Origin of the sequence: Pseudomonas sp. D(2018) (assembly GCF_005502555.1) — a bacterium.
Lineage (GTDB): Bacteria > Pseudomonadota > Gammaproteobacteria > Pseudomonadales > Pseudomonadaceae > Metapseudomonas > Metapseudomonas resinovorans.
Map to the genome: position 1 here is coordinate 17,057 of NZ_SCOK01000026.1, position 16,044 is coordinate 33,100.

Genomic DNA, 16,044 nt, shown 5'->3' on the forward strand with positions numbered 1-16,044 from the left:
GGGCGATGAACAGTGGGCGGGAGTGAAGAGATGCAGTCATGGCTGGCTCAGGCTTTTCTCGGTCAGGGCCGGAGCCGAAGGATAGAAGCCTGCGGACAGCGCGGCCATGACATTAGGCAGGCGCGGCCCAAGGCCTGGAGAGAAAGCAGGATGCCTGCGCAAAGGCTGGCTAGAACGGCGAGACGCATCGAAAACAACTCCATCGCTGAATGCGGGAAAAGCCAACGCCCTACTCTGACAGTGCGTTGACCTGGATCAGGGCGCCAGGCGCCTCAGGCTGCACGACCTCAAAGCGCCGGTGCCGATTCCGCCAGTGCTCGCCAATCCTCGCACTCCGGAATACCGGCTTTGCGCACGCCGAACAATTGCACGACCAATTGTCCTTCGGCATCGAAGGCTTACCAACTGGTAATCACGCCATCGGTGCGGGGCTTGCGCACGCGCCACAGCTCGGTAACGCCGGCAGTCTGACCGATGCCTTCTCGGTGAACGCCGGCCTGTTCAACCTGACCGACAAGCAGTACTGGCAGTGGGGCGACGTCCAGGGTCTGGACGCCAACAGCCGCAGCTTGGGCCGCTACACCCAGCCGGGCCGCAACGCCTCGGTCAACCTGGTCTGGGAGATCTGATTCCTTCAGCACACGGATGTGCCCCTCTTGGCAAGCCACGGCGGCGCGCGATAATGCACGCCTGCCGTGGAGATGCCGATGATCCTGCTTTGCCGCCCCTCTGAACTGGCCGAAGGCCAGAGTCGGGGCTTTGTCGTTGATGGCCTGAAACTCTTGCTGGTGCGCCGGCATGGGCAGATCCACGCCTATGAGAATCGCTGCCCGCACCGGGGAATTCCGCTCGACTGGGTGCCAGGCCAGTTCCTCGATCACAGCGGCAGCCTGATCCAGTGCGCCACCCACGGCGCGCTGTTCCTGATCGAGTCGGGCGAATGCGTGACCGGTCCCTGCGCCGGCGACGTGTTGCAACCTCTGGACTGCCGCGAAGATGCCGACGGCATCTGGTTGCTCATCGACACCTGAGCCTCAGAGCTTCACCTCGAGACGACGACACACGCGAACTTCTTCCGGCGTCAGCGCCACCCCATAGGCCAGCACTTCCACACCCACAGCAACAGCCTCACGCAGGGCTGCCGCGTAAGCCGGATCGATCTCCTCGGCTGGACGCACCGCATCGATACCCGAAAGATTCACACAGTAGAGCTGCACAGCGCGCACGCCCTCTCGCGCCAGCGCGGCCAACTCGCGCAAATGCTTGCTGCCACGCTGGGTCACAGCATCGGGGAATGCGGCGACCGGCGTGTCATCAAAGCCCAAGGTGACGCTCTTCACCTCGATGAAGGCCGGACCAGCGGGGTAATCGAGACGGAAATCGGCGCGGCTGTTTTCCAGCCCATAGCCCACTTCGCGCTTGAGGGCGCTGAAGCCCGCCAGCTCACTGATAACGCCGGCCTGCAGCGCCTCTTCCACCAAGGCATTGGCCCGTGCGGTATTGACGCAGGCCAGGCGACCCTGGGGCGTCTCGGCGATTTCCCAGGTACCGGGCAACTTGCGCTTGGGATCGTTGGAGCGACTGAACCAGACCCGGCAGCCCGCGCTCATGCAGTTCAGCATCGAGCCGGTATTGGGGCAGTGAATGGTCAGGTGCTCCCCTGATGACGTTTCTATATCCGCGAGAAAGCGCTTGTAACGCTTGAGCAGCCTGCCCTCCTCCAGGGCCGGGGCGAACCTCATTGACCGGACCAGGTCTTCAGACCGCGGGCCAGGCGCTGCACTGCCTCTTCCAGACGCGGCAGGCTCTGGGTATAGGAGAAGCGCACATGCTGAGCGGAATGATTGCGACCGAAGTCCAGGCCCGGCGTGAAGGCCAGATGTTCGGTTTCGATGAAATGACGGCAGAAGGCGTAGGCATCGCCACCAAAGGCGGAAATGTCGGCATAGAGATAGAAGGCACCTTCCGGCTCGACGGCGATGCGGAAGCCCAGCTCACGCAGGGCCGGCAACAGGTAGTCGCGACGACGGGCGAACTCGTTGCGACGCTGCTCGAGGATTTCCAGGGTCTGCGGCTGGAAGCAGGCCAGAGCGGCATACTGGGCCATCGAAGGCGCACTGATATAGAGGTTCTGCGCCAGTTTCTCCAGCTCGGGCACCGCGTCCGGCGGCGCCACCAACCAGCCGAGCCGCCAGCCGGTCATACCGAAATACTTGGAAAAGCTATTCAGCACGAAGGCGTCGTCATCCACTTCCAGCACACTGCTGGCGTCCATGCCATAGGTCAGGCCGTGGTAGATCTCGTCCACCACCAGATGGCCACCGCGAGCCTTGAGGGTCTGCGACAGGGCTGCCAGCTCGTCGGCGTGCAGCACGGTGCCGGTCGGGTTGGCCGGCGAGGCGACCAGGGCACCCACGCTGTCGGCGTCCCAATGCCGTTCGACCAATTGCGGGGTCAACTGATAGCGGGTCTCAGGGCCCACCGGCACCAGCTGCGCACCGCCTTCCACCAGGCGCAGGAAGTGACGGTTGCAGGGGTAGCCGGGGTCGGCCAGCAGCCAGTGCCGCCCCGGATCTACCAGCAGGCTGCTGGCCAGCAGCAGCGCTCCGGAGCCGCCGGGGGTGATGAGAATGCGATCAGGGTCTATGTTCAACCGATAGCGCGATGCGTAGAAGCCAGCGATGGCTTCGCGCAACTGCGGCACGCCGCGAGCGGCGGTGTATCGGGTATGCCCGGCGGCCAGGGCTGCCTGTCCGGCCTGGACGATGGGCTCGGCAGTGGTGAAGTCCGGCTCGCCGATTTCCAGGTGGATCACATCGTGACCCGCTGCCTGGAGTTCGTTGGCACGAGCCAGCAGGGCCATGACGTGGAAGGGTTCGATGGCGCGGCTGCGCGCACTGTAGGACTGGGCCATTGGCCTTCCTTTATTAAGACAAAGAGAGGATTCTAACCAATGGTCCCTGGACGCTGCAGCATGTACGACGCTGGGGAGTGGCGTACCCGGATTTGATCTGGTAAGTTCGCCCGCTTGCAGCCGCAGGGCCGGCATCGCCGGCGATGGACCATAATCCTGCGCAATGGATTAAGAAAGTGAGAGGCGGCCATCCATGCCCACCAATGCAAAACAACAGAACAGCCAGTTGATTCGTGGCTTCGTGCCCTACCAAGAGACCAAGGGCGAGGAGTACATGAGCGACCGCATGCGCGCTCACTTCACCAACATCCTCAACAAATGGAAGCAGGAGTTGATGGAAGAGGTGGACCGTACCGTGCACCACATGCAGGACGAAGCCGCAAACTTCCCTGACCCGGCCGACCGTGCCAGCCAGGAAGAAGAGTTCAGCCTCGAGCTGCGCGCCCGTGACCGCGAGCGCAAACTGATCAAGAAGATCGACGAAACGCTCCAACTGATCGAAGACAACGATTACGGCTGGTGCGACTCCTGCGGCGTCGAGATCGGCATCCGCCGTCTGGAAGCCCGCCCCACCGCCACCCTTTGCATCGACTGCAAGACCCTGGCGGAAATCAAGGAAAAGCAGCTCGGCTCCTGATGCCGAAACGGGGCGCCAACGGCGCCCCGTCGCGTTACAGGGTCCTGTTCCATGACCTCCCCTGCCTATATCGGGCGCTTCGCCCCTACGCCCAGCGGCTTTCTGCATTTCGGTTCGCTGGTCGCTGCCCTTGCCTCCTACCTTGACGCCCGCGCTGTCGGCGGCCGCTGGTTGCTGCGCATGGAAGACCTCGATCCGCCGCGGGAAGTCGAAGGTGCACAAGCGGCGATTCTCCATACCCTGGAAAACTACGGTTTCGAATGGGACGGCGAGATGGTTCGTCAGAGCGACCGCCACGAGGACTACGCCAAGGTGATCGACCGTCTCTACGAGATGGGGCTGGCCTACGCCTGCACCTGCTCGCGCAAGCAGCTGGAAGGCCACCAGGGCATCTATCCGGGTTTCTGCCGCAACGCCCAGCACCCGCAGCACGACGCAGCCATTCGCATCCGCGTGCCGGAGCTCGAGTACCACTTCGTCGACCGCGTACAGGGCGAGTACCGCCAGCATTTGGGGCGGGAAGTGGGCGACTTCGTCATCCGTCGTCGCGACGGCCTCTATGCCTATCAATTGGCCGTGGTGCTGGACGACGCATGGCAAGGCATTACCGACATTGTCCGCGGTGCCGACCTGCTGGACTCCACCCCACGTCAGCTCTATTTGCAGGAACTGCTGGGCTTCAGCCAACCGCGCTATCTGCATGTGCCGCTGATCATCCAGCCGGACGGCCACAAGCTGGGCAAGTCCTACCGCTCACCGCCGCTGTCGGCAGACTCCGCCGGCCCCTTGCTGGCACGCGCACTGCGTGCCCTGGGCCAGGAGCCACCAGCCGACCTGGCCGACAACCTCCCCCGCGATGTGCTGGACTGGGGCATCGCACACTGGGACGCACGGCGAATTCCACGCACCCGAACGCTGGCCGAAGCGCAGCTTCGCTAGCCACTCGCGGCACCTCTGGGCATTCGCTACCATCGCGGCAGACACGACGAGATTTATGGCATGTACATCTATCGGCTGGTCCTGCTCCTGGTGGTGGGAATCTACCTGTTCTCCCCCGCCATCATGGATTGGTGGATCGACCCCAACGGCGCCTGGTACCGCCCCTACCTGCTGTGGCTGATCCTGATCGTGGTGACCTTCATTCTCCAGAGTCAACGCGATGCTGATGAGCTTTAGCCTCACCCAGCTGATCCTGATCAGCGCTGCCTATCTCCTGGCCCTGTTCGGCGTGGCCTGGCTCAGTGACCGCGGCTTCGTACCGCGCTGGATCGTCCGTCACCCGCTGACCTACACCCTGTCCCTGGGTGTGTATGCCAGTGCCTGGGCCTTCTACGGTACCGTCGGGTTGGCCTACCAGTACGGCTACGGATTCCTCGCCAGTTACCTGGGCGTATCGGGTGCCTTCCTGCTGGCGCCGGTACTGCTCTATCCGATCCTGCGCATCACCCGCACCTACCAACTGTCATCGCTGGCCGACCTCTTCGCCTTCCGCTTCCGCAGCACCTGGGCCGGCGCGCTGACCACGGTGATCATGATCATCGGCGTGCTGCCGCTGCTGGCCCTGCAGATCCAGGCGGTGGCCGACTCCATCGGCATTCTTACCCGCGAGCCGGTACACAACCGCGTCGCCCTGAGCTTCTGCGCCCTGATCACCCTGTTCACCATCCTCTTCGGCGCGCGCCACATCGCCACCCGCGAGAAGCACGCCGGCCTGGTGTTTGCCATCGCCTTCGAATCGGTGGTCAAGCTGGTGGCCCTGGGCAGCATCGGCCTTTACGCCCTCTATGGCGTGTTCGACGGCCCGCGGGAGCTGGAGCTCTGGCTGCTGCAGAACCAGGCCGCACTCTCCACACTGCACACACCGCTGCAGGAAGGCCCGTGGCGCACCCTGCTGCTGGTGTTCTTTGCCTCGGCAATTGTCATGCCGCACATGTACCACATGACCTTCACCGAGAACCTCAACCCGCGCGCCATGGTCAGCGCCAGTTGGGGCCTGCCGCTGTTCCTGCTGCTGATGAGCCTCGCCATCCCGCTGATCCTCTGGGCCGGCCTCAAACTCGGCGCCACCACCAACCCGGAATACTTCACCCTCGGGTTGGGGATCGCCGTCAACAACCCGGTGCTCGCCCTGCTTGCCTATGTCGGTGGCCTGTCAGCCGCCAGCGGCCTGATCATCGTGCTGACTCTGGCCCTCTCCGGCATGGCCCTCAACCACCTGGTGCTACCGCTGTATCAGCCACCGGCCGAAGGCAACATTTACCGCTGGCTGAAATGGACCCGCCGCGCCCTGATCGCCTTCATCATCATGGCCGGCTACGGCTTCTACCTGCTGCTGGGTGCCGAACAGGACCTGTCCAACCTCGGAATCGTTGCCTTCGTCGCCACCTTGCAGTTCCTGCCCGGCGCGCTCTCGGTACTCTACTGGCCGACCGCCAACCGCCGCGGGTTCATCGCAGGCCTACTGGCAGGCTTCCTCGTCTGGCTGTTCGCCATGCTGCTGCCGCTGGTGGGCAATCTGCAGGGCATCTACCTGCCACTGTTCAATGCCATCTACGTGCTCGATGACACCAGCTGGCACATAGCAGCCATCGCTTCCCTGGCGGCCAACGTACTGATCTTTACCCTGGTCTCGCTCTTCACCGAAGCCAGCCCGGAAGAGCGCAGCGCCGCCGAAGCCTGCACGGTTGACAACGTTCGCCGACCGCAACGTCGTGAACTGATGGCCAGCTCGCCCCAGGAGTTTGCCACCCAACTGGCCAAACCCCTGGGCGCCAAGACCGCACAGAAGGAAGTGGAACAGGCCCTGCGCGACCTCCATCTGCCCTTCGATGAACGCCGCCCCTACGCCCTGCGCCGCCTGCGGGATCGCATCGAAGCCAACCTCTCCGGCCTGATGGGACCCAGCGTGGCCCAGGACATGGTGGAAACCTTCCTGCCCTACAAGTCGGGCAGCGAGGGTTACGTCACCGAAGACATTCACTTCATCGAAAGCCGGCTGGAGGACTATCACTCGCGCCTGACCGGCCTCGCCGCGGAACTGGACGCCCTGCGTCGTTACCATCGCCAGACCTTGCAGGAGCTGCCCATGGGGGTCTGCTCCCTGGCCAAGGACCAGGAAATCCTCATGTGGAACCGTGCCATGGAAGAGCTGACCGAGATTCCGGCCCAGCGTGTCGTCGGCTCGCGCCTGTCGACCATCTCCGATCCCTGGAAGGGCCTGCTGGAAGGCTTCATCAACCTCCCTGACGAACACTTGCACAAGCAGCGCCTGACCCTGGACGGCCAGGCCCGTGCACTCAACCTGCACAAGGCGGCGATCGAAGAGCCCCTGGCCCCGGGCAGCAGCGGCCTGGTATTGCTGGTGGAGGATGTGACCGACACCCAACTACTGGAAGACAAGCTGGTCCACTCCGAACGCCTGGCGTCCATCGGCCGCCTGGCCGCCGGCGTCGCCCACGAAATCGGCAACCCCATCACCGGCATTGCCTGCCTGGCGCAGAACCTGCGCGAAGAGCGCGAGGGCGATAGCGAGATCAAGGAACTCAGCAGCCAGATTCTCGAACAGACCAAGCGCGTCACTCGCATCGTCCAGTCACTGATGAGCTTCGCCCACGCTGGCGGCCGTCAGCAGGCCAGCGAACCGGTGTGCCTGGCCGAGGTCACGCAGGACGCCATCGGCCTGCTCTCACTGAACAAGCGCAGCATCGAGGTGAACTTCTTCAACCTCTGCGATCCGCAGCACATTGTCGAAGGCGACCCCCAGCGCCTCGCCCAGGTGCTGATCAACCTGTTGTCCAACGCCCGCGATGCCTCCCCCGTGGGCAGCGCCATCCGCGTGCGCAGCGAAGCTTCGGAGCACACCGTCGACCTCGTCGTCGAAGACGAAGGCAGCGGCATTCCGAAGGCGATCATCGATCGCCTGTTCGAACCCTTCTTCACCACCAAGGACCCAGGGAAAGGGACCGGCCTTGGCCTTGCACTGGTCTATTCGATCGTGGAAGAGCATTATGGACAGATAACCATCGAAAGCCCGGCCGACTCCGAGCACCAGCGCGGCACCCGAATCAGGGTGACGCTGCCTCGTTTTGTCGAAGCAACATCCGCCGTGAGCTGAGACCGTCTAGAGAGCCGAATTAATGCCACACATTCTGATCGTCGAAGACGAAACCATCATTCGCTCGGCCTTGCGCCGCCTACTGGAGCGCAACCAGTACCAGGTCAGCGAAGCGGGCTCCGTACAGGAAGCCCAGGAGCGTTACAGCATTCCCGGTTTCGACCTGATCATCAGCGACCTTCGCCTGCCCGGCGCTCCCGGTACCGAACTGATCAAGCTGGCCCAGGGCACCCCGGTGCTGATCATGACCAGCTACGCCAGCCTGCGCTCGGCGGTGGACTCGATGAAGATGGGCGCGGTGGACTACATCGCCAAACCCTTCGACCATGACGAAATGCTCCAGGCGGTTTCGCGCATTCTCAAGGAGCGCCAGGACGCCAAGTCGGCGCCGAACGATCGCCCCAGTGCCGGTCGTGGCGGTGACAAGGCAGCAGCCGCCAACGCCGACGGCGATATCGGCATCATCGGCTCCTGCCCGCCGATGCTCGAGCTCTACAGCAAGATCCGCAAAGTCTCCCCGACCGACTCCACCGTACTGATCCAGGGTGAGTCCGGCACTGGCAAGGAATTGGTGGCGCGAGCCCTGCACAATCTGTCCCGCCGCGCCAAGGCGCCGCTGATTTCGGTGAACTGCGCGGCGATCCCGGAAACCCTGATCGAGTCCGAACTTTTCGGCCACGAGAAAGGCGCCTTCACCGGCGCTACCGCTGGCCGCGCCGGCCTGGTGGAAGCGGCTGATGGCGGCACCCTGTTCCTCGACGAGATTGGCGAACTGCCCCTGGAAGCTCAGGCGCGCCTGCTGCGCGTCCTGCAGGAAGGCGAGATTCGCCGTGTGGGTTCCGTGCAGTCGCAGAAGGTCGATGTGCGCCTGATCGCAGCGACCCACCGCGACCTCAAGACCCTGGCCAAGACCGGCCAGTTCCGCGAAGACCTCTATTACCGCCTTCACGTCATCTCCCTGAAGCTTCCCGCACTGCGCGAGCGCGGTAGCGACGTGCTGGAAATTGCCCGCTCCTTCCTGGCGCGCCAGTGTGCACAAATGGGACGCGACAGCCTGCGCTTCGCTGCTGACGCCGAACAGGCAATCCGCCACTACAACTGGCCAGGTAACGTGCGTGAACTGGAGAACGCCATCGAGCGCGCGGTGATCCTCTGCGAGAGCCCGGATATCTCGGCGGACCTGCTGGGCATCGACATCGAGCTGGACGACCTGGACGACGATGACTTCAACGATGCCATCGCCCCGAGCCCGGCCAACAACACAGCTCATGAGCCCACCGAGGACCTGTCCCTGGAAGACTACTTCCAGCACTTCGTACTGGAGCACCAGGACCACATGACCGAGACCGAGCTGGCCCGCAAGCTGGGTATCAGCCGCAAATGCCTGTGGGAGCGCCGTCAGCGCCTGGGCATTCCCCGCCGTAAATCGGGCGCCGCTGCCGGGCCTTGAGCGCCCGGCGAGGGCGACAAGCCGGGAACACATTCAGTTCCCCAAGCTGTTACCCCGCCTAACATCACGTAACAAAGCCGGGTTTAAAGGTAACGAAAACCCGGCTTTTTTTTACCCTTCATTCAGCCCAACACCCTCGCAAACCCTTGATTTACAAGGAATCGTAAAAGTTGGCACGGCATCTGCTTTATCTGCGGCACAACAACAATAACAAATGCTGAACCCCACAATAAAAACAAGACGTATCGACTCCAGCACAACAAAAACAAAACAACGGAGGCGCAGCTAACTGATTCTTTTGGAGAGGAGTTGCCTTTGGGGCTTGCCCCACAGCCAGACCGAGAACAATAAAACTGTCATCAGACAGCACCCGTACTGGTTGGGTCATGGAATGATCACGGCACCATCAGCGTCCAAAGCAATCCGTTTGCTATTAACCCTCGTTTGGAGGGCATTTCCAGAGGCAGAAAGCCTGCTGGAGCGGGTCGAACAACAAAAACACCAAGCCCGATACAATAAAAACAAAGCACGCACCAATTTGGGGGGGAGCTTCGGCTCCCCCAGTAGCTTTGACTCCTTTCAGACCTTTTCTTCTACATCCCCCCTCCCAGTGCTAGAATTCGCGGCCATCGTGCGCCCATATCCTTTTCTGGCCGTCCATTCCGCAAAACAGTGCATCCCATGCTGAAGAAGCTGTTCCAGTCTTTCCGCTCTCCCCTTCGCCGTGCCCAACATCCGCGCAGCACACCCGAAGTACTGGGCAATAATCAGCATTCGCTGCGCCGTGCAGACATCAGCCGCAATGCCGTCATAGTCGTCGAGCGCCTGCAGAAAGCCGGCTACCAGGCCTATCTGGTCGGTGGCTGCGTACGCGACCTGCTGCTGAACCTGCGTCCAAAGGACTTCGATGTGGCCACCAATGCCACCCCGGAACAAGTCCGCGCCGAATTCCGTAACGCCCGGGTGATCGGCCGCCGCTTCAAGCTGGCCCACGTGCAGTTCGGTCGGGAGATCATCGAAGTCGCCACCTTCCGCGCCAATCATCCGCAAGGCGAGGAAGAAGAAGACAGCAACCAGGCCGCCCGCAACGAAAGCGGCCGAATCCTGCGCGACAACGTCTATGGCAGCCTGGAAGATGACGCCCAGCGCCGTGACTTCACCATCAACGCGCTGTACTACGACCCGACCTCCGAGCGCATCCTCGACTACGCCCATGGCGTGCACGACATTCGCAACCGCCTGGTGCGCCTGATCGGCATACCCGAGCAGCGTTACCAGGAAGACCCGGTTCGGATGCTGCGGGCCGCGCGTTTCGCCGCCAAGCTCGACTTCGAGATCGAGAAGCACAGCGCGGCGCCCATTCGCAGCCTTGCCCCCATGCTGCGAGAGATTCCCTCGGCACGCCTGTTCGACGAAGTGCTCAAATTGTTCCTCAGCGGCAAGGCCGAACGCACCTTCGAATTGCTGGTGGAGTACGACCTCTTCGCCCCGCTGTTCCCGGCCAGCGCCGAAGCCTTGGAACGCGACCCGGAATACACCGGTCGCCTGATCCGACAGGCGCTGATCAACACCGACGAACGCATTCGCCAAGGCAAGCCGGTTACCCCCGCCTTCCTGTTTGCCGCCCTGCTCTGGCCGGCCATGCCTGCCCGCGCGGCGCAACTGCAGGAGCGCGGCATGCCGCCGATCCCGGCCATGCAGGAAGCGGCACACGGCCTGATCATGGAACAGGTCCAGCGCACCGCCATTCCCAAGCGCTTCAGCATTCCGATCCGCGAAATCTGGGACATGCAGGAACGCCTGCCACGCCGCAACGGCAAACGCGCCGACCTGCTGCTGGAGAACCCGCGCTTCCGCGCCGGCTACGACTTCCTCCTGCTGCGCGAAAGTGCCGGCGAAGAAACCGATGGCCTCGGTGACTGGTGGACCGATTACCAGGACGCCAGCGACAGCCAGCGCCGTAACATGATTCGCGAGCTCAGCACGAAGGACGACCAGCCCTCCGGACAGCGCCGCAGGCGTGGCGGCAGTCGCCGCCGGCGCGGCCCACGCAGCGACGGCGCTCCCGGCACCTCGGGCGATTGATCATGGAACGCGTGTACATTGGTCTCGGGAGTAACCTTGCCGAGCCTGTTACCCAGCTACGCGGAGCGCTCGCGGCAATGGGCGAACTGCCCCGGACCCGCCTCGCATCGGTATCCTCGCTCTACGCCAGCGACCCTCTCGGCCCGCCGGACCAACCCCGCTACGTCAACGCCGTGGCCGCCCTGGATACCGACCTGACGCCCCTGGACCTGCTGGACGCCCTGCAGCGCATCGAGCTCGCCCAGGGCCGTGTGCGCAAGGATGAGCGCTGGGGTCCGCGGACCCTGGACCTGGATATCCTGTTGTTCGGCCAACGCCGGATCGATGAGCCCAGGCTGCAGGTTCCGCATTACCACATGCACGCCCGCGCCTTTGTGCTCTATCCCCTGGCAGAGATCGCCGGCGACCTGCAATTGCCCGATGGGCGCCCGCTGCAGGCCCTGCTGGACGCCTGTGCCTTCGAAGGCCTCGAGCGCCTTTCCGACTTGGCGGTAACGCCGTAACAGGTCGGTAACACCTGCAATTGACTTCATGCCCCCCCATCGGGACTATAAGCGTCCCGTTGCCCCGTGCCGGTGCAAAACGGCGCCGATGAGGACGTTTTCATGCCTGATGTGACCCTGACCACCCTGCAAGAGCTCAAGCTGAAAGGCGAGAAGATCGCCATGCTGACAGCCTACGACGCCACCTTTGCCCAGGCTGCCTGCCAGGCCGGCGTGGATGTGCTGCTGGTGGGCGACTCCCTTGGCATGGTCCTGCAAGGCCATGACAGCACCCTGCCGGTCAGTGTGACCGACATGGTCTACCACACCGCTGCCGTGAAGCGCGGCAACCAGGGCGCGCTGATCATCAGCGACCTGCCGTTCATGGCATATGCCAACCTCGAACAGACCTTCGTCAATTGCGCCGCCCTGATGCAGGCCGGTGCGCACATGGTCAAGCTGGAAGGTGCCGCCTGGCTGGCCGAGCCCATCCGCCTGCTCGCCGAGCGCGGCGTCCCGGTCTGCGCCCATCTGGGCCTGACTCCGCAAGCCGTGAACATCCTCGGCGGCTATAAGGTCCAGGGCCGACAGGAAGCCCAGGCGCGCCAGCTGCGCGCCGACGCCATGGCCCTCGAGCAGGCCGGCGCCGCCATGCTGCTGCTGGAGTGCGTCCCCAGTGAGCTGGCCGCCGAAATCACCCAGTCGGTGAAAATCCCGGTGATCGGCATCGGCGCCGGCAGCGCCACCGATGGCCAGGTGCTGGTCCTGCACGACATGCTGGGACTCTCCCTCACCGGCCGCGCGCCCAAGTTCGTGAAGAACTTCATGGAAGGCCAGGCCAGCATCCAGGCTGCGCTGGCTGCCTACGTACAAGCCGTCAAGGACGTTACCTTCCCTGCCGCCGAACACGGATTCTCCGCATGATCACCGTTAAAACCGTCCGCGAACTGCGTGCCGCCGTCGCCCGTGCGCGTAGCGAAGGCAAGCGCATCGGTTTCGTGCCGACCATGGGCAACCTCCATGCCGGGCACATCGCCCTGGTGGAAAAAGCCAGCCAACGCGCCGATTTCGTGGTCGCCAGCATCTTCGTCAACCCGCTGCAGTTCGGGCCCAGCGAAGACCTGGCCAAATATCCACGCACCCTGGTGGCCGACCAGGAGCAACTGGTCGCCGCGGGCTGCCAGTTACTGTTCCACCCGGACGTGGAAGAAATTTACCCGGACGGCATGGAAGGCCAGACCCGCGTCAACGTCCCGTTGGTATCCGAGGGTCTTTGTGGCGGTAGCCGCCCTGGCCATTTCGAAGGCGTTGCCACTGTGGTCAGCAAGCTGTTCAACATGGTCCAGCCCGACCTCGCAGTATTCGGCGAGAAAGACTTCCAGCAGCTGGCGGTGATCCGCAAGCTGGCGCGAGACTTGAATATGCCGATCCAGATCATCGGCGAGCCCACGGTTCGCGCTGACGATGGCCTCGCATTGTCATCGCGCAACGGTTACCTGGACGACGCCCAGCGCGCCGCCGCACCTGCCCTGTACCGCACCCTGCAGCAATTGGCCTCGGCCATTCGCGCGGGCCGCCGCGACTTCGCCGCGCTGGAACAGGAAGGCCAGGCCGAACTGGCCAAGGCTGGCTTCCGCCCTGATTACCTGGAAGTCCGCGAGGCTCTGAACCTGCGCCCCGCAGGCAGCCAGGACCAGCAACTGGTGATCCTCGGTGCCGCCTACATGGGTAACACCCGCCTGATCGACAACCTTGCCTTCACCCTCGAAGCGCAAGCCTGACCAACTCCCGCCGCAGCCTTGAACCCCCTCCGGGGTTCGGGCAAACTCAGCCGCCGCCCGCGCCACGACGAGAAAATGCCATGCACGCCATCATGCTCAAGGCCAAACTGCACCGCGCCGAAGTCACCCACGCCGTGCTCGATTACGAAGGTTCCTGCGCCATCGATGGTGAATGGCTCGACCTCTCCGGTATCCGCGAATACGAGCAGATCCAGATCTACAACGTCGACAACGGTGAGCGTTTCACCACCTACGCCATTCGCGCTGAAAACGGTTCCCGGATGATCTCGGTGAACGGTGCCGCGGCGCACAAGGCCAAAGTAGGTGATCGCGTGATCATCTGTGCCTACGCCCACTACAGCGAGGCCGAACTGGCCAATTTCAAACCGCGTATGCTGTACATGGCTCCGGGCAACGAACTCAGCCACACCAGCAACGCGATTCCGGTACAGGTCGCCTGAGACCGGACAGCTGCATGACCCGAAGCCCGGACCTTTCCGGGCTTTTTCATACGTCGCACACAGGTACGCCATGGACCACCACCTGACGCCGCTCGATGTCACCCAATTGCCCAGCTGGGCTGCGCTCCACCAGCATCGCCAGGAACTTGCCGGCTTCAGCCTGCGCCAGGCCTTCGCCGAAGACCCCGAGCGCTTCAAGCAATTCAGCCACAGCGCCTGTGGCCTGCTGCTGGACTTTTCGAAGAACCTGATCCGTGCCGACACCCTGGACCTGCTGGTCAAGCTGGCGGACGAAGCCCGGCTCGGCGATGCCATCAAGGCCATGTTCCGCGGCGACGTGATCAATGCCTCCGAGCGCCGCCCGGTGCTGCACACAGCCCTGCGCCGCCCTATCGGCGACAAGGTGCGGGTCGACGGCATCGACGTGATGCCCGAAGTGCACCGCGTCCTGCACCAGATGACCGAACTGGTGGGCTACGTGCATAACGGCCTGTGGCGCGGCTACACCGAGAGGCCCATCACCGACGTGGTGAACATCGGTATCGGCGGTTCCTTCCTCGGCCCGCAACTGGTTTCCGAAGCGCTGCTGCCCTTCGCCCAGAAGGGCGTGCGTTGCCACTACCTGGCCAACATCGATGGCAGCGAGTTCCGCGAACTGGCCTGCCGCCTGAACGCCGAAACCACCCTCTTCATTGTTTCCAGCAAGTCTTTCGGCACCCTGGAAACCCTGAAGAACGCCCAGGCCGCCCGCGCCTGGTACCTGGCCCAGGGCGGCAGCGAGGAAGAGCTGTACCGGCACTTCATCGCCGTATCCAGTAACAAGGAAGCGGCTATCGCCTTTGGTATTCGCGAAGAGAACATCTTCCCCATGTGGGATTGGGTCGGCGGTCGCTACTCGCTCTGGTCCGCGATCGGCCTGCCGATTGCCATGTCCATTGGCATCTCCAACTTCAAGGAGCTGCTGTCCGGCGCCTACAGCATGGACCAGCACTTCCAGAGCACGCCCTTCGACCGCAACATCCCGGTCATCCTCGGCTTGCTCGGTGTCTGGTACGGCGACTTCTGGGGCGCGCACAGCCACGCGATCCTGCCGTACGACTATTACCTGCGTAACTTCACCGATCACCTGCAACAACTAGACATGGAATCCAACGGCAAGAGCGTGCGCCAGGACGGTACTCCGGTGACCGCCGGCACTGGTCCGGTGATCTGGGGCGGAGTCGGCTGCAACGGCCAGCACGCCTATCACCAGTTGCTGCACCAGGGCACCCAACTGATCCCGGCGGACTTCATCGTCCCCGTGTCCAGCTACAACCCGGTGGCTGACCACCATCAGTGGCTGTTCGCCAACTGCCTGTCTCAGAGCCAGGCCCTGATGCTCGGCAAGTCTCGCGACGAGGCCGAAGCCGAACTGCGCGCCAAGGGCCTGCCGGAGGACGAAGTGCAGCGCCTGGCGCCGCACAAGGTGGTGCCCGGCAACCGCCCGAGCAACACCCTGGTGGTGGAGCGCATCAGCCCGCGCCGCCTGGGTGCACTGATCGCCATGTACGAGCACAAGGTCTACGTGCAGAGCGTGCTCTGGGGCGTCAACGCTTTCGACCAATGGGGTGTGGAGCTGGGCAAGGAACTCGGCAAGGCCGTCTATTCGCGCCTCACGGGCCAGGACGAAGCCCAAGCCGAAGACGGCTCTACCCAGGGTCTGATCGACTTCTTCCGCGCGCGCCATCGCGGCTGATCGTCACCCCACGGGCGCATCCAGGGGACTGTGGGGGCGAATTCATTCCCTGACTGAACCGCAGGTAGGCCCCAACCCTTGGGCCTACCGACAGAACCGCTGTCGGTAGGCCCAAGGCGTTAGCCCCATCTCCGGAGCAAACGTCGGGCACAGGTTATCGCACTACCGAACCGGGTCTTTTCCGCCCTGCAACACAGCGACGCCCCTGTTCTCACCGCCTTCGCCGCCAGCAAGGCCGCCAGGGGAGCCACCCAGCTCGAGTATCCGCAGCGCTGAACGATCCAGCGGACCTTGGGTTCAAAACTCAGTGGACAACCCTTGAACCCGGTGACGGCTTGGATGCACCCTTGTCGCCATCTCGGCTACACAACAACAAGGACCCCGC

General features: G+C 63.4%; 14 protein-coding genes and 1 pseudogene. 12 read left to right on the top strand and 3 right to left on the bottom strand.

The features are described 5' to 3' along the window. Window positions 1-287 precede the first annotated feature (287 nt). A pseudogene (locus tag FFS60_RS29075) lies at window positions 288-470 on the bottom strand (hemin-degrading factor); the annotation flags it as partial. A gap of 237 nt (window positions 471-707) precedes the next feature. Between FFS60_RS29075 and FFS60_RS17150 the strand changes: the two are divergent. Further along, complete coding sequence (locus tag FFS60_RS17150) at window positions 708-1,031, top strand: Rieske (2Fe-2S) protein (RefSeq protein WP_028630039.1); 324 nt, start codon at window positions 708-710, stop codon at window positions 1,029-1,031. Between the two features lie 3 nt (window positions 1,032-1,034). Here the strand turns inward: FFS60_RS17150 and sfsA are convergent, their stop codons facing one another. Continuing rightward, window positions 1,035-1,742 (bottom strand): DNA/RNA nuclease SfsA, encoded by a 708-nt coding sequence (sfsA, locus tag FFS60_RS17155; RefSeq protein ID WP_137822636.1) that lies wholly within the window; start codon window positions 1,740-1,742, stop codon window positions 1,035-1,037. Next, entirely contained in the window at window positions 1,739-2,914 is a 1,176-nt protein-coding gene (locus tag FFS60_RS17160; protein WP_028630037.1) for a pyridoxal phosphate-dependent aminotransferase, read from the bottom strand. Before FFS60_RS17160 ends, sfsA begins: the two co-directional genes overlap by 4 nt. A gap of 193 nt (window positions 2,915-3,107) precedes the next feature. Here FFS60_RS17160 and dksA point away from each other — a divergent pair, with 193 nt between their 5' ends. The 11 genes from dksA (at window position 3,108) to pgi (ending at window position 15,659) form a co-directional block, all read left to right on the top strand. Next, window positions 3,108-3,551, top strand: coding sequence for an RNA polymerase-binding protein DksA (gene dksA / locus FFS60_RS17165; RefSeq protein ID WP_028630036.1), 444 nt, complete (start codon window positions 3,108-3,110; stop codon window positions 3,549-3,551). Window positions 3,552-3,602: 51 nt separating this feature from the next. Beyond that, the gene (gene gluQRS / locus FFS60_RS17170) at window positions 3,603-4,490 is read left to right on the top strand and encodes a tRNA glutamyl-Q(34) synthetase GluQRS (RefSeq protein WP_028630035.1); all 888 of its coding nucleotides are present in this window, start codon (window positions 3,603-3,605) and stop codon (window positions 4,488-4,490) included. A gap of 60 nt (window positions 4,491-4,550) precedes the next feature. Next, window positions 4,551-4,727 carry a hypothetical protein gene (locus tag FFS60_RS17175; protein ID WP_003095129.1) on the top strand — a complete coding sequence of 59 codons (177 nt, stop codon included), beginning with the start codon at window positions 4,551-4,553 and terminating at the stop codon, window positions 4,725-4,727. Next, complete coding sequence (locus tag FFS60_RS17180; protein ID WP_028630034.1) at window positions 4,711-7,665, top strand: sensor histidine kinase; 2,955 nt, start codon at window positions 4,711-4,713, stop codon at window positions 7,663-7,665. Before FFS60_RS17175 ends, FFS60_RS17180 begins: the two co-directional genes overlap by 17 nt. 22 nt (window positions 7,666-7,687) lie before the next feature. Further along, complete coding sequence (locus FFS60_RS17185) at window positions 7,688-9,115, top strand: sigma-54 dependent transcriptional regulator (protein ID WP_137822637.1); 1,428 nt, start codon at window positions 7,688-7,690, stop codon at window positions 9,113-9,115. A gap of 681 nt (window positions 9,116-9,796) precedes the next feature. After that, on the top strand, window positions 9,797-11,200 hold the full coding sequence (locus FFS60_RS17190; protein WP_028630032.1) for a polynucleotide adenylyltransferase PcnB: 1,404 nt from the start codon (window positions 9,797-9,799) through the stop codon (window positions 11,198-11,200). Window positions 11,201-11,202: 2 nt separating this feature from the next. Continuing rightward, window positions 11,203-11,703 (top strand): 2-amino-4-hydroxy-6-hydroxymethyldihydropteridine diphosphokinase, encoded by a 501-nt coding sequence (gene folK / locus FFS60_RS17195; RefSeq protein WP_028630031.1) that lies wholly within the window; start codon window positions 11,203-11,205, stop codon window positions 11,701-11,703. Window positions 11,704-11,805: 102 nt separating this feature from the next. After that, entirely contained in the window at window positions 11,806-12,606 is an 801-nt protein-coding gene (panB, locus tag FFS60_RS17200; RefSeq protein ID WP_137822638.1) for a 3-methyl-2-oxobutanoate hydroxymethyltransferase, read from the top strand. Beyond that, complete coding sequence (gene panC, locus FFS60_RS17205) at window positions 12,603-13,463, top strand: pantoate--beta-alanine ligase (protein WP_137822639.1); 861 nt, start codon at window positions 12,603-12,605, stop codon at window positions 13,461-13,463. Before panB ends, panC begins: the two co-directional genes overlap by 4 nt. Before the next feature lie 80 nt (window positions 13,464-13,543). Further along, window positions 13,544-13,924, top strand: coding sequence for an aspartate 1-decarboxylase (gene panD / locus FFS60_RS17210; protein WP_028630028.1), 381 nt, complete (start codon window positions 13,544-13,546; stop codon window positions 13,922-13,924). A 70-nt stretch (window positions 13,925-13,994) separates the two neighbouring features. Next, window positions 13,995-15,659 (top strand): glucose-6-phosphate isomerase, encoded by a 1,665-nt coding sequence (pgi, locus tag FFS60_RS17215; protein ID WP_028630027.1) that lies wholly within the window; start codon window positions 13,995-13,997, stop codon window positions 15,657-15,659. Window positions 15,660-16,044 lie beyond the last annotated feature (385 nt).

Coding starts and splice junctions, on each gene's coding strand:
- panC (WP_137822639.1), top strand. CDS start 12,603: ATGATCACCGTTAAAACCGTCCGCGAACTGCGTGCCGCCGTCGCCCGT.
- FFS60_RS17175 (WP_003095129.1), top strand. CDS start 4,551: ATGTACATCTATCGGCTGGTCCTGCTCCTGGTGGTGGGAATCTACCTG.
- FFS60_RS17150 (WP_028630039.1), top strand. CDS start 708: ATGATCCTGCTTTGCCGCCCCTCTGAACTGGCCGAAGGCCAGAGTCGG.
- gluQRS (WP_028630035.1), top strand. CDS start 3,603: ATGACCTCCCCTGCCTATATCGGGCGCTTCGCCCCTACGCCCAGCGGC.
- panB (WP_137822638.1), top strand. CDS start 11,806: ATGCCTGATGTGACCCTGACCACCCTGCAAGAGCTCAAGCTGAAAGGC.
- sfsA (WP_137822636.1), bottom strand. CDS start 1,742: ATGAGGTTCGCCCCGGCCCTGGAGGAGGGCAGGCTGCTCAAGCGTTAC.
- dksA (WP_028630036.1), top strand. CDS start 3,108: ATGCCCACCAATGCAAAACAACAGAACAGCCAGTTGATTCGTGGCTTC.
- FFS60_RS17185 (WP_137822637.1), top strand. CDS start 7,688: ATGCCACACATTCTGATCGTCGAAGACGAAACCATCATTCGCTCGGCC.
- FFS60_RS17160 (WP_028630037.1), bottom strand. CDS start 2,914: ATGGCCCAGTCCTACAGTGCGCGCAGCCGCGCCATCGAACCCTTCCAC.
- panD (WP_028630028.1), top strand. CDS start 13,544: ATGCACGCCATCATGCTCAAGGCCAAACTGCACCGCGCCGAAGTCACC.
- pgi (WP_028630027.1), top strand. CDS start 13,995: ATGGACCACCACCTGACGCCGCTCGATGTCACCCAATTGCCCAGCTGG.
- folK (WP_028630031.1), top strand. CDS start 11,203: ATGGAACGCGTGTACATTGGTCTCGGGAGTAACCTTGCCGAGCCTGTT.
- FFS60_RS17180 (WP_028630034.1), top strand. CDS start 4,711: ATGCTGATGAGCTTTAGCCTCACCCAGCTGATCCTGATCAGCGCTGCC.
- FFS60_RS17190 (WP_028630032.1), top strand. CDS start 9,797: ATGCTGAAGAAGCTGTTCCAGTCTTTCCGCTCTCCCCTTCGCCGTGCC.